This window comes from Streptomyces sp. NPDC024555 (assembly GCF_055559335.1).
The window spans coordinates 49,174-62,495 of sequence record NZ_JBVHKV010000017.1 but is presented as its reverse complement, the minus strand read 5'-3'; the positions used below and the strand labels follow the sequence as shown (position 1 = coordinate 62,495).

The window sequence follows — 13,322 nt, the reverse complement described above, 5'->3', positions numbered from 1 at the left end:
TCAGTTCTCCAGCACCGCGCGCAGGTCCCACAGGGCGCGCCAGGTGGCCGTCCCTTGTTCCGCGCGCCTGCGGACCGGGCCGTCCCAGTACCCCAGGAGCCGGGCGGCGTCCGCGGGGTCGTCCTTGCGGACGACGCCGAGCAGATGGCCGGGCAGCAGGGAGAGCACGTCCCGGTCGCCGGGGAAGTAGGCGGCGGCCAGCCCGAGGGCGCCCGCCACGGAGACGGCCTCCGCCGTACTCATCACCGTCGAGGGGCGCTCGACCTCCCAGCCCTCCACGGAGCGGCCCTCGCGCAGGTCCCGGAAGGCGGTGACCAGGGCTTCGAGGACCGCGTCGTCCACCTGGTAGGCGGCGCCGACGCGTTCGACGGCGGCCTTCGCCTGGCGCCGTACGAGCGCGGTCTCCGCGTCCACGTTCCCGATGGGGCCCACGGTCTCGAAGTTGAAGCGGCGCTTGAGCGCGGCGGACATCTCCGAGACGCCCTTGTCCCGCAGGTTGGCGGTGGCGATGAGGGTGAACCCGGGCGCGGCGTGCACCTGGGCCCCGGGGCCGCCCGCGAGTTCGGGCACGGCGATGCGGCGCTCGGAGAGCAGGGACACCAGGGCGTCCTGGACCTCCGGCAGACAGCGGGTGATCTCCTCGACGCGGGCGACGGCCCCCCCGGTCATGGCGGTGAGCACCGGCGACGGCACCAGGGCCTGTTCGGTGGGGCCCTGGGCGAGCAGCAGCGCGTAGTTCCAGCCGTACTTGAGCTGGTCCTCGGTGGTGCCCGCGGTGCCCTGCACGGTGAGCGCGCTGGTCCCGCAGACGGCCGCCGAGAGAAGCTCCGAGAGCAGGGACTTGGCGGTGCCGGGCTCGCCCACGAGGAGGAGTCCGCGTTCCCCTGCCAGGGTGACCACGCACCGCTCGACCAGGGCGCGCTCGCCGACGAACTTCTGCTCGATGACGAGACGCGCGGGTATGCCGTCCGCGGGCCGGGTCCCCTTGGGCAGGCCGAGCGCCTCGCCGGCGCTGCCCATGACGAAGGTGACGACGGCCCTCGGGGTGAGGAGCCAGCCGGGCGGCCGGGGTCCGGTGTCGTGGGCGGCGAGGAAGGCCAGCTCGGTGGCGTAGCGGTCCTCGGGCGGCGTGACCTGGCGGTGCTGTTCCCGGCCGGGGGCGCCGTCCGTGGGGGTGGTGCCGTTCATGGGAGGGGTGCCGTTCCTGGTGGTGTCGGTCGTGGCGGTGGTGTCGTGCGTCATCGGCGGCGGCCCTTCCGGGACGCGCGGGTGTCCAGTTCCTCGAAGCCGGGGGCGTCGCCGCCCCGGACGCGGGCCCAGGCCGTCTCGTACAGCGCGGGCACGGACAGGTGCGGGAGGGTCCGGGAGGAGCCGGCCACGGGATACAGGCTTTCCTTCCAGGTCTCCAGCGGCAGTCCGGGTGCCGACCGTTCGAGCCAGCCGCAGGGGAGGAACAGGCTGCGGCCGGCCCGGGAGCGCTTCGCCTCCACGACCAGGTCGGTGGCGGCGAGTTCGGCGCGGGCCTTCTTGACGCGGGCGGGCTTCCACCCGGTCCAGCGCACGCAGTTGCGGTCGGTGGGGTCGGGCAGGGCCAGCAGCATCAGGTAGAGGGCGGCGGCGTCCGCGCTCAGCCCGAGGGTTTCGGCGGCCTCGGTCACCAGCTCCGGCACCGTGCGGGTGGGGTCCTGGGCCGGGTGGTGCGGGGTGCCGTCCGGGGCACCGGCCGAGACCATCGCGTCGGCCTCCTTGCCCAGCAGGGCGCGCAGGGCGTGCAGGTCCTCCGTGCCGTGACCGCCGACCGTGCCCTCGACGAGGCCGAACGCGGGATCGTCGGGGCCCGTCAGACCGGCCGGGCGGATCAGCAGTTTCTCGCTGTCCCCGTGGCCGGGGGCCAGGAGCAGTGCCTCGCCGGCGCGGACCAGTCCGTCGGAACCGGCGCCGCCGGACTCGGGAAGTCCGTAGGCGGCGCGGACCACGGGGCCGATGGAGCCTCCCGACTCGGTCCAGTCCATGCCGAGTTCCAGCACCAGGGCGGGGTCGGCGAGGCGGGCGCGCAGCGCCGCCAGTGCGACGGGCAGGTGGGCGCGCAGCGGGTGCCCGTACGGCAGGGCGTAGGCGAGCGCGCGCAGCGCCGTGTACGCGGAGGTCGGTTCGCTCCGTGCGCCGACGCGGAGCAGTCCCTTGCCTGCGGTGCCGTCGTCGGCCTCGGTGCTCCGGGTGAGCCACTTCCGGGAGCCCGTGTTGAGGATCAGGTCGATGGCGCCGTGCGTGGTGCCCGACAGATCCAGGTCCAGGTCCTCGGGGACGCGGACCAGGGCGGACAGGCGTTCCTTCCAGACGTCGGCGGCGGTCCGGACGTCGGGGCCGCCGGCCCAGAGCGCGGCCGGGTCCGCGGGCAGCAGGGCCCGGATCACGGCGTGCGACGCCTCGTGGGGCAGGGCCTCGACCCTGGACCGCGCGGCCTCGAAGGCACGGGTCTTGGCCCCGAGCAGCGCGAGCGCGTCGGCGCCGGGCTCGCTGATGGCCGCCGACAGCAGGGCGACGGACTGGAGGGCCCCGATCCCGGTGGCCTCGTGGAAGGCCTCGGCGGCCTCCGGGCGCCAGGGGGCCGGTCCCTGTTCCCGGATCAGGGAGGTGCAGCGGGTGAGGCGGTCGCGGGAGATCCCGTGCCGGTACACGTGCTCGCGGTCCAGGGTGAATCCGGGGACGGGGCCGAAGGCGCCGCTCGGGTCGTGTTCCAGGGCGAGCCAGCGCACCTCCTCGCTCCAGTAGTAGCGGCCCCGGTCGGCGACGATGACGATCGTGCGGTCGCCCTTGCGCAGCACGTGTCCGAGCCGCTGGGCGGACTCGGGCCGGCCGCTGGACCCGGAAGCCGCGGGCACCGTCTCGACGAGGTCCATCCGCCGGAGCGTGCCGGCCGGGCCGGCCAGCGGGCCCGCGGCCAGGGTGTCGAGGAGTTCCACGAGCCCGGCGCGGTGTTCGGGCAGGGTGGTCTCCGAGGCGGCCCTGAAGGCCAGTTCGGGCAGCAGGTCCAGGACCGTGGTCCAGGCCATGGCGTCGCCGGGCACGGTGTGCTCGTCCCGCTGCCAGCCGTCCGTGGGCGTGAACGGGACCTTGGAGGAGATCGCCGGGCCGAACGCCGGCGCGCCGCCGAACACGTGGTTCACGGCGAGGATCTGCTGGATCGCGCTCCAGCGCTTCCCGCCGCCCCACCAGCCGCCGTACATCCGGTCGGGGCCCCATGCGGAGGCGTTGCGCAGGGTCTCGTCGTCGGCGTGCTCGGGCTCGCGGTCGAAGAACATGCCCTTGGTGCGGGCGGTGTCCCGGGGCGTCGTGGGCTGCACGGGTGCGGGCGGTTCCACGAACCGGAGGGCGGAGAGCGAGCGGTCGACGGCGGTCCACACGAAGGCGGCGACGCCCGTGAGGAGCCGGGGGTCGGTCACTTCGGGGAGCAGTCGGGCGACGGCTTCCCTGCTCATCTCCGCGGCCGAGGGCCCGGTGTACTCGTCGGTGTCCCGGACCGCCTTGCGGTGGCGGACGACCGCCTCGGCGACCGCGTCGAACAGCTCCTCCGCTCGGGCGTCCGTCAGGGCGCGCAGCGCGGCGGAGCCCTGCTCGTCCCTCGGGCGCAGCACGTGCCAGTAGGCGAGCGGGGGCAGGTAGGGGGTGCCGACGGCGTCGTCGCTGCCGAACGTGCCGGGGTTGACGGACCAGAGGGTGCCGCCGGTGCCGTCCGTGTCGGCGGGATAGGCCTGCACCGTGCGCTGGTTCAGCGCCACGACCGTGCGTGCGCCGCCGGGCAGGGCGAGGGCACCGAGCGGGACCGGAGAGGTGCCGTCGGGCAGCGGGTGCGGCAGGGTGACCGTCCGGCCGTCGGGGGTGCCGGCGACGATGCGGTGCCCGTCGGCGGGGTCGGCCGTGCCCGGTTCGGTGACGGTGCGGCGGACCCAGCGGCCGAGGATCGTGCCGTCCGTGCCGAACGGGGTGGTCTCCAGGCCGGGCTGGAGCGGCAGCACCTCGCACTCCGCGGTGAGCAGCCGGGATCCGTCGCGCACCGCGGAGCCGAGGAAGGCGGGGAGGGAGGCGCGTCCGTGCGTGCCGGTGGCGGGGTCGTACTCCAGCCATACCTGCTGGGTGCCCTGACGGCCCTCGCGCCAGTAACCGGTGCCGTCGGAGATGACGGGGCGTTGGGGCGGGAGGACGGTGTCCCCCGCGTGCAGGGCCTTGCCGCCGGTGGCGGTGCCTCCGCCCGGGAGCGGGACGCAGACCTCGGCGCTGGAGCCGTAGCCGCCCCAGCGGGGGGTCTGTTCGCCGGTGACGGTGAAGATCTCGGTGGGGCGGTGGGACCAGTAGCCGCGCTGCTTGCCCTCGTCCCACCAGATGACGAGCAGTTCGCCGTCGACGTAGCGGAAGGCGAGCGCGCGCCACTGGTCGGCGGGGCCGGGGATCTGGAGGGTGTGGTGCAGCAGGACGCCCTCCGGGCCGACGACGACGGCCCGTTCCGCGGTGCTGAGGATCAGCGCGGGCCAGGCGCCGGTGATGCGGACGCCCTGCGATCCGTGGTTCCTGCGGTTCGCGGTCTCGGTCTCGGCGATCAGTTCGGTGTAGGTCTCGTCGAGGGCCGGCCAGCCGAGTTCGTCGAGGATGCCGGTGCGCAGGGTGGTGGCGAGCACGGGCAGGACGTCGCGCTCCTTGATGACGCGCACCGCCTCGGGGGCGACGTCGGCGGCCACGGCACGGAAGGCCGAGAGCTTGCGGAGGGCGACGCGCAGGCCGGGAAGTCCGGCCGCGGTCCGGTACTCCTCGGCGCCGGCCGTCAGCCATTCCTTGAGGATCTCGGAGAGCACGGGGTGCTCCGCCAGCCTCGTCATGCCGGCGGCGCCGAGCCCCTGGCCGCGATGGCCGCCGATGGCGCCGACGGTCCGGCGCAGCAGGGCGCGGAAGACCGGGTGGGCGGCGACGGCGCCGAGGTCGCGTGCGCCGGGCGTGGTGTCGGTGAACCAGGGGACGAAGGGGACACCGGAGCTCTGCGCGTGGTCCGATTCCAGGTCGTCCGGTTCGGCGACGGGGACGCCGGAGGCGAGGCAGAGGTCGAGGAGGTCCAGATCGGCGTTGCGCTGCCAGCGGCCCTGGAACAGTTCGACGGGACGTCCGTCGGCGCGCAGCCGGTCCGCCATGCGGGCGGCGAGTTCGAGGGTGTGCGGGCTGCGGCCGGCCGTGGCCCGGTTGCGGCGGCGGTGCGCTTCCCAGCGGGCGAGCCAGTCCGCCGGGGAGACGGGCCGTTCTGTGGCGGGGTCCTCGCCCTCGGGGGCGTCCGGGAGGGCGGTCAGCAGGTCCTCGGCGCCGGACTCGGCGAGCAGTGCGAGCCAGCCGCGTTCGCCCTCCATGTCCTTGCCGCTCTCGCTGAAGGTCTCGGGGAAGAAGCCGAGCAGCCGGGCCCGTACGGCGGCGTCCTGCCGGGCGAGGGCGAGCAGCGCGGGCCGGTAGGCCGTCCAGAACGAGGCCGGGGCGCGGACGACGCCCGGGGAGTCGATCAAGTCGGCCACCAGGTCGTGTTCAGCCGTCTCGCGGTCCAGCCCCGCGGCCTTGACGAGTGCGCGTACGTCCTGGGGCAGCGCGGCGTACGGTGGCATGCCGGCAGCGCAGCGCTCGACCAGCAGACGGCGGAACTGGGCCCAGGCGTCCTCCGGTGCGAGCCGGGCCACCAGGTCGCGCACGTACTGGCGCAGCGCCTTGACGGTCAGCGCGCCGGCGAAGGCGAACTCCAGGAAGACGGCCCGCTGCCGGTCCTCGTCCACGGCGAGTCCGTGGACCCGCTCGGCCTCGCGGGCCTTGCCGAAGAAGGAGGCGGCGTAGCTGGTGTTCTCGGCCTGGAGGAAGAGGCGGGCCACCTGCTCGTAGTAGGTGGGGAGGAAGTGGGGGACGGCCCGGCCGAGGCGGGTGCCGAGGGCGTCGAAGCCGTCCTTGGCCGCTCCGGCACGGGTCTTGGCCTGGCGGCCCAGCCGCTCGATGTCCTTGACCAGCGCGAGGGCGTGGTGCCCGTTGGCCGGGTCGTTGACGAGGGCCCAGGCGGGGAAGCCCAGGGTCTCCCGGCGGACCTGGCCGACGACGGGGGCCTCGGTGGTCCGGGCCAGGCCGAGGAAGTCCAGGGCCAGGTCCTCGGCCTCGCCGAGGGTGCCGGGCACGAGCCGGACCACCGGGCGGTCGCCGAGGGCCGTGTGGGTGTAGGTGCGTGCCGTCAGGGTGTCGGCGTCGTCCCGGTCGGTGGTGCCGGCGGGCAGGATCGCTCCGGCGTCCAGCAGGGCCGTCGCGCGGGCCTCGGTGAGGGGCTCCCCCAGGGGGCCGCGGGGCGAGGGCACGGCGGCCGCCGTGGTCGCGTGGGTGTTCGTCGTCGTGGTGCTCATGCCGCCCGCTCCTCGTCCGCCAGATCGCGGCCGGCGTAGAGCGCCGCCGCCATGCGCATGCCTTCGGACCACGCGACGGGGCCGACCTCGGCCGCCGTCAGCGCGCGTCCCGTGGGATCGGTCCAGCCCAGCGGGCCCGTCTCGGTGTCGTACGCGTCGTAGCCGTCGTGCTCGCCGATCCAGATGCGGGCCTCCGCGGTGGCCCCGTTCTCGACAACGGGGCACACCGCGTATCCACCGCGGACCCGGTAGCCGAGCTGGGTGGCGCGGCCGTGCAGGAAGCGCAGCTCCTTGAACGCACCGCCGGCGTACGTGTCCACGGACGTCGTGTCGGGGGCCAGCCCCTCCGGCCGGTGCCACACCTCGCGGAACAGCTGCTCCACGTTCTGGCTCACCCCGAGCTCGACCGCGAACTCGCGCAGGTCCTCCAGGTCGTCGAGGAGCACGGGGTGCGGCACGCTGACCACGTCCGGGGTGATGCGGACCGTGTCGCCGTCCAGGTCGACGAGGCCGAGTCCGCGGTCGGGGTCGACATCACGGAGGAATCCGGCGACGCCCCCGTCGGCTCCGGTGACGACCGTGTCCCGCAGCGCCTCCTGCCAGGCCGGATCCGGCCAGACCCGCGCCAGCACGGCCGTGGGAACGGGCAGCGACCGCACCATCCACTGCTCGACGTCCGTCAGGCACCGCTGCTCGTGCCGGGTCAGCCACTCGGTCAGCTGCCGGAGGCCGACGACCGCCGGATCGTCCTTCAGCTTGGCCGGAACGGACTTCAGCCGTCGGCCCTTCTCGTTGCGGCAGACCACCTTGCCCGCCTCCAGGGCGACTTCGTAGTCGCCCGCAGGAACCCACCCCATGCGCTGTTCTCCCCGTCGTTCCCGACGGCCGCCGGACCGGCGGCACGCTGATGAAACCCGTCGGCGGCAACACACCGTGACGAGTGAGAGAGACTCTAGGTGCCGCCACTGACAACGCGGATCTCGGGGACGGGGACCGGTCCACGACCGTTACGTGAACGCGAACCGACCGCGCGGATCGCGCGAGCGCGAGCATGGCGTCGCGGGGCGCGGGGCGGGGTGAGGTGGGCGGGACGGTGACGCACCGTGCCCTGGGGCCGCGCGTCCGTCGACCGGACGCTGAACGGGCCGGACGCTCGTGACGAACGGCCGGCCGGGAGGGGACGTCACGGGCCGGCCCGCAAACCCCGGGCCCGGCCCGGGTCGGGCGACCGCCGGGCCCCGGTGGAGGACCCGGCCGGGGGGACGCCCGCCCGTACGCGGGCCGGGACGCGCCGGCCGGGCCCCGTGTGTCAGAACCGGTGGGACGGCCGGACGCTGAACAGTTCGGTCCGCAGCGCGGGCGTTCCGTCGACGGGCGCGGGATCCTCCGCGGTCGGCACGATGCCGCCGGCGGCGACCTTGTCGAGGGTCTTCAGGCCGTCGGGGCCGACCGTGCCGAAGACCGTGTAGTCCGGCCGCAGCACGGAGTCGCCGTAGACGACGAAGAACTGCGAACCGTTCGTGTCCGGACCGGCGTTGGCCATCGCCAGCAGGCCGCGCCCGTAGAGGCGACGGGTCCCGGTCGTGTCGCCCGGCACCGTCGGCAGGTCCACGGGCAGCTCGTCCTTGTACTTGTAGCCGGGTCCGCCCTCGCCCGTGGCGCTGGGGTCGCCGCACTGCAGGACCTTGAGCGTCGGATACGCCGTCAGCCGATGGCACACGGTCCGGTCGTAGAACCGGTGCCGCGCCAGGTGCACGAAGCTCTGCACGGTGCACGGCGCCTTCGCCCGGTCCAGCCGCAGCGGGAGCGCGCCCTGGCTGGTGCGGACCGTCGTGGGTACGGTGCCGTGCGCGGGGGTGTGCCGCGGATCGCGCGGCAGGGGAACCCGGCGCGCCGCCGGCTCGTCCGGAGTCACGGTGTACTGGCACGGACCGTGCGTGGTGCGCGGCGGGGTGACGGAGGCCGAGTCGGAACCGGAAGCGGAGGCGACGCCGCCCCCGGACACCACCAGTGCCGCGGCGACCACCGCGGTCATGAGAGTTCGTCCCATGGTGCACACCCTTCAGAAGATCGTCCGGTTTCGGAGCGGTCGCAGTCTAGGGCGCGACCCGACGGGCGAGAACCCGCCTGTCGGCCAGATCCGCCTGACGGCCTTCGGCCACGCGGACCGGCCGATTCCCGTACGCGCCGCCCGGTTTCGGTGCCGTACGCCCTGCCGCGTTCCGGTGCCGTACGACCGCCCCGTTCCGGTGCCGTACGACCTGTCCCGGCCCGGCCCGGCGCACAGACCGACCCGGAACACCGTCGGCACCCCCAGGGATCCGGCCCGGTGCCCGCGGGTGCCGACGGTGCGTGCGGACGCGATCGGGGCGTCCGGCACCACGTGCCGCTCCGGCACGGCGGTCAGGAGGTGTTCAGGGCCACCGTGGGATGCAGGCGGGACGCCCGGACCGCCGGATAGAGTCCCGCGATCACGCCGATGACCAGGGTCGCGGCCACACCCCCGGCCAGGGACTCGGGCGGGACCACCGCCGTCCAGCCCTGGACGTGTGCGAAGCCGTACGTCGCGGCCGTGCCCAGGAGCGCGCCCGCCACCCCGCCGAGGGCGGAGAGCAGCAGCGACTCGGTGAGGAACTGGAGGCGGACCGCGCCCCGGGTCGCGCCCAGCGCACGCCGGAGCCCGATCTCCTGGCGGCGCTCCAGCACCGAGATGACCATGGTGTTGGCCACGCCCACCCCGCCGACCAGCAGGGCCACCGCGCCCAGTCCGAGCATGAGCGTGGTCAGTCCCTCGTCGGTGGCGGTCTTCGCGGCCAGCGCGTCCGAGGGACGGGAGACCTTGATGCCGCCTTCCCGGCCGGGGTCGACGGTGCGGGCCAGGATCGCCCGTACGTCCTCGACCGAGGCGTCGGTGGAGCGCTCGAAGACGGTGGTCGGATGCCCGTCGAAGCCGAAGTACCTTTCGGCGGAGGGGAATCCGACCATGGCCACGCGGTCCAGGGCGGGGACCAGTTCGAGGGGCTTCAGGATCCCGACGACGGCGACCCGTGTGTCGTTCATCATGATCGTCTCGCCGGTGCGGGTGATGCCGAGGCGTCGCGCGGCGAGCGAGCCGAGCACCGCCGTCGGCAGCCGTTCGGACGCCGGGTCCAGCCAGACGCCCCGGGACACCTCGCCGCCGAGAGCCGCGAGGAGGTCGCGGCGGACCGCCTGCGCGGTGACCCCGGCGGAGCGCTCCTCGGGGACCACGTCGCTGCGGCGGATCCGGGCGTCGATGTCGGCGGAGGCGGTGGCCTGCCGCACCGGGCCGATCCGCGCGACCATCGCCACCGCGTTCTTGGGGAGCTTGATCTCCTCCCCCGTGGGGCTCCTGCCGGCCTCCGCCGTCAGCAGATTGGTGCCGAGGCGATCGAGCCGGGCCATCAGGTCGGCGCGGCTCGACTCGGACAGGCCGACCACGGCGACCATGGTCGCGATGCCGATGGCGATGCCGAGCGCCGAGAGCACCACCCGGGCGCGCCGCGCGCGCAGCCCCACGGCGCCGACGCGCAGGACGTCGCCGGGCGAGAGCCGGGCGGGCCGGAGACCGTCTCTCATGACGTCCCCTCCGGCGCACCGCTTCCGTGCCCGTGCGGGGACGGCGGACGGCCCGTGTCCGACACGATCTCCCCGTCCCTGAAGCGCACCCGTCGCGGCAGCGCCTCCGCGATCTCCTGGTCGTGGGTGATCACGCAGACCGTCGTGCCGCCCGCGTTGAGCTCGCGCAGCAGCTCCATGACGATCCCGCCGGACGCGGTGTCCAGCGCCCCGGTGGGTTCGTCCGCCAGCAGCAGCCGGGGCTCGCCCACCAGGGCGCGGGCGATGGCCACCCGCTGCTTCTCGCCTCCGGACAGTTCGTGGGGCGTGTGCGAGGCCCGGTGGTCCAGTCCCACCCTGGCCAGGGCCTCCCGTGCCCGCACCCGCCGTCGCGCGCGCGGTATCCCCGCGTACAGCAGCCCGTCGGCGACGTTGTCCACCGCGTCGCGGCCCGCCGCCAGGTGGAAGTGCTGGAACACGAAGCCGATGTGGCGGGCCCGCAGGGCCGAGAGCCGGGCGTCGGACAGTTCGGCCACGGGGTGTCCGGCGATCCTGACCGTGCCGCTGGTGGGCTTGTCGAGGGTGCCCATGATGTGGAGCATCGTGGACTTGCCGGAGCCGGACGGGCCGACGACGGCGAGCAGTTCGCCGGCCGTCACCGCGAGGTCCACCCCGCGCAGGGCGTGGACGCCCCCGGGGTACGCCTTGGTGGCACCCCGCAGTTCGACCACCAGCGGCTCCGGGGGCGCGGCCGGACCGTGCGTCCCGGGTGCGGGGAGTGCCGTCATGACGCCGCCACCCCGACCTTCATCCCCTCACGCAGTCCGGCGCCGCTGACCTCGATCCGGCCGTCGGCGGTCATGCCCGTCTCCACCCGTACCATCCGGGACGTGGTGCCCTGGACGATCTGGAGTCCGTAGCCGCCGTTCTCGCCCCGCAGGGCCACGACCGCCTCCACGGGAACCGCGAGGACGTTCGTGTGCGCCTCGCTGACGAAGCGCACGCTCGCGCTCGCCCGGGGGTCCTCGCCGGAGGCGGCCTTCGCCCCGCCGTCCAGGACGACTTCGACGGTGATGCCCTCCTGGGAGGCGTCCTCGGAGGCGCCCGCCTCGGGACGTACCGTCCCGGCGACCTTGCCGGTGACGGTCCGCCCGCTCGGCAGGGTGACCTCGACCTTGGTGCCGGAGGCGGTCAACGCGGCGTCCGCCGTCTCCAGTTCGGCCCGGACGACGGGCTGGGGAGAGGCCACGGTCAGCACCGTGTCGCCGGGTGCCACACGGTCGGCGAGCGCCGCGTCGGCGGAGACGACCTTGACCGGTCCGGGCTGGAAGACGACGTCGCCGGCGCCGACGCGGCCGGTGGGCTGCCGGTTGAGGGACTTCTGCCACCGCTTGACGGCGGCCGCGGTGTCCGGGCCGTACCAGACGTCGGCGTACAGCCCGGATCCGTAGCCCAGTTCCCTGAGGTTGCGCTCCAGTTGGAGCACATCGCTGCCGCGGTCGCCGTTCTTCATCTCCCGGAACATGGGGACCGGGCCGCGCAGGAGGGTGACGGGCTTGTCGTTCAGCTCGTACAGCGCCTGTCCGGCGGTCACCGTGGAGCCCTCGGCGGCGGCCACCGTGACGGTGCCCTCGACGGCGGCCTTGACCGGGCGGCGGCGCGCGAAGTCGAGTTTCCCGTCGACCGTCGTGGACCGCACGAGGTCGGTACGGACGACGGCGGCGGTGGCGGGCGGCAGATCGCCGCCGGCGGCCGGCGCGGCGCCGCCGCTTTCGCCGAGCAGCAGCACGCCACCGGTGGCGACGACACCGGCCGTGCCGAGTGCGAGGAGTGCGGTGCGCCGTCTCACTGCATGCCTTCCACGCTGTCGATCAGCTTCGGCCGGCAGGTCTCCTGCGCCTTCTTGTACGTGGGCGAGCCGACGTCGAGGACCGGCGAGGCCGGATTCGGGTCACCGCCCGGGATGGCCTGGCCGCCGTTCATGGTCGGGTTGGTGAAACGCGAGACGCCGTTGTCCCGCATGCACGTGGCGTGGGCGAGCATCGACTCGTACGCCTTCTGCTGGTCGACCTCGGGCTCCACGTCCATGGCGGCCTGCATCTCGGGGACGCAGACGCCGTTCCTGCCGCCCTTCCACGCCTCCTGCTCGCCGGATCGTTCGACGACCTTCTCGATCTTCGCCCAGTCGAGATACCCGCTCAGTTTGGGGTCGGGGTAGTCCTTGTAGCCGCCCTTGGTGCGCATGCACCGGACGTACGTCAACTGGGCGTCGTAGTAGGCGCTCTTGGCGGCGGGCCGGGGGGTTCCGGTGCCTCCGGCGGACTCGGGCGTCCCGGAGGAGGGGCGGGCGGACGGGACGTCGGCGATGGGCGGGCTCTTCTCGTTCCCCGCGCCGGAGTCGTCGCCGCAGGCGGCCGCGAGCGCGAGGACGGGCAGGGTCATCAGGGTGGCGGCGCGCAGCCGCAGGGCGGCCCGGGGCCGCGTTGCGTAGCTCATGGGTCCCACGGTCACCACCCAGCGTGATGGGCCGTCCATGGTTCCATGATGGGAACGTAACAATGCTCTGACCTGCGCCTTCCGCTGCCCCGAAGGAGCGTGGGGCGGCGCGGGGGGCGCCCATAATCGTGCCCATGCCGCATGTGCTGCTCATCGAGGACGACGCGTCGGTACGAGACGGAATGGAGTTGGTGCTGCGCCGGCACGGGTACGGGGTGGAGACCGCCGCCACGGGTGAGCAGGCCCTCGCCCTGCTCGACGGCCCGGACGGCCGGAAGGTCGAACTGGCGGTGCTGGACCTGATGCTGCCCGGGATGGACGGCTTCGAGGTGTGCCGACGCATCCGGGAGCGGACGGCCGTCCTGCCGGTCATCATGCTGACCGCGCGCGGCGACGACCACGACATCGTGACGGGGCTGGAGGCGGGCGCCGACGACTACGTGGTCAAGCCGGTCACCGCGCCCGTGCTGGAGGCCCGCATCCGGGCCGCGCTGCGCCGGGTGGAGCCGCCGGCGGGCCGGGACCGGGAGAGCGACCACGCCGGACTCGTCATCGACCGTGCCGGACTGACGGTCACCCGTGACGGCGTCCCCGTACCGCTGCCGCCGGTCGAGCTGCGGCTGCTGCTGGAGCTGTCGGCCGCGCCCGGCCGGGTCCTCAGCCGCGAGCAACTGCTCGAATCGGTGTGGGACCACAGCTTCCTGGGCGACTCCCGGCTGGTGGACGCGGCGGTCGCCCGGTTGCGGTCCAAGCTGGAGGACATACCGGCCAAACCCCGGTTCGTGCAGACCGTGCGGGGCTTCGGCTACCGCTTCGGACCGCTGTGAGCCGGGCCGACGGGCGCGC

Annotated in this window: 9 protein-coding genes; 1 reads left to right on the top strand and 8 read right to left on the bottom strand. The window is 74.4% G+C overall.

All coding sequences use genetic code 11. The features are described from left to right. The 8 genes from ACZ4FH_RS27325 to ACZ4FH_RS27290 all read right to left on the bottom strand — a co-directional run bounded on the left by ACZ4FH_RS27325 (nucleotide 1) and on the right by ACZ4FH_RS27290 (nucleotide 12,476). Nucleotides 1-1,242, bottom strand: coding sequence for an ATP-binding protein (locus ACZ4FH_RS27325; RefSeq protein WP_467308111.1), 1,242 nt, complete (start codon nucleotides 1,240-1,242; stop codon nucleotides 1-3). After that, nucleotides 1,239-6,404 (bottom strand): hypothetical protein, encoded by a 5,166-nt coding sequence (locus tag ACZ4FH_RS27320; RefSeq protein WP_467308110.1) that lies wholly within the window; start codon nucleotides 6,402-6,404, stop codon nucleotides 1,239-1,241. The genes ACZ4FH_RS27325 and ACZ4FH_RS27320 overlap by 4 nt, the downstream gene beginning before the upstream one ends. Further along, complete coding sequence (locus ACZ4FH_RS27315; protein WP_385115734.1) at nucleotides 6,401-7,261, bottom strand: DUF4132 domain-containing protein; 861 nt, start codon at nucleotides 7,259-7,261, stop codon at nucleotides 6,401-6,403. The genes ACZ4FH_RS27320 and ACZ4FH_RS27315 overlap by 4 nt, the downstream gene beginning before the upstream one ends. Nucleotides 7,262-7,713: 452 nt before the next feature. Further along, the gene (locus tag ACZ4FH_RS27310) at nucleotides 7,714-8,454 is read right to left on the bottom strand and encodes a peptidylprolyl isomerase (RefSeq protein WP_467308108.1); all 741 of its coding nucleotides are present in this window, start codon (nucleotides 8,452-8,454) and stop codon (nucleotides 7,714-7,716) included. Nucleotides 8,455-8,807: 353 nt separating this feature from the next. Continuing rightward, complete coding sequence (locus ACZ4FH_RS27305; protein WP_467308106.1) at nucleotides 8,808-10,001, bottom strand: ABC transporter permease; 1,194 nt, start codon at nucleotides 9,999-10,001, stop codon at nucleotides 8,808-8,810. After that, nucleotides 9,998-10,768, bottom strand: a complete 771-nt coding sequence (locus ACZ4FH_RS27300) for an ABC transporter ATP-binding protein (RefSeq protein WP_467308105.1) — start codon at nucleotides 10,766-10,768, stop codon at nucleotides 9,998-10,000. Before ACZ4FH_RS27300 ends, ACZ4FH_RS27305 begins: the two co-directional genes overlap by 4 nt. Next, nucleotides 10,765-11,829, bottom strand: coding sequence for a peptidoglycan-binding protein (locus ACZ4FH_RS27295; protein WP_467308103.1), 1,065 nt, complete (start codon nucleotides 11,827-11,829; stop codon nucleotides 10,765-10,767). Before ACZ4FH_RS27295 ends, ACZ4FH_RS27300 begins: the two co-directional genes overlap by 4 nt. Further along, the gene (locus ACZ4FH_RS27290; protein ID WP_467308102.1) at nucleotides 11,826-12,476 is read right to left on the bottom strand and encodes a hypothetical protein; all 651 of its coding nucleotides are present in this window, start codon (nucleotides 12,474-12,476) and stop codon (nucleotides 11,826-11,828) included. The genes ACZ4FH_RS27295 and ACZ4FH_RS27290 overlap by 4 nt, the downstream gene beginning before the upstream one ends. Before the next feature lie 134 nt (nucleotides 12,477-12,610). Between ACZ4FH_RS27290 and ACZ4FH_RS27285 the strand changes: the two genes are divergently transcribed. Then, nucleotides 12,611-13,303, top strand: coding sequence for a response regulator (locus tag ACZ4FH_RS27285; RefSeq protein WP_467308101.1), 693 nt, complete (start codon nucleotides 12,611-12,613; stop codon nucleotides 13,301-13,303). Nucleotides 13,304-13,322: the final 19 nt, after the last annotated feature.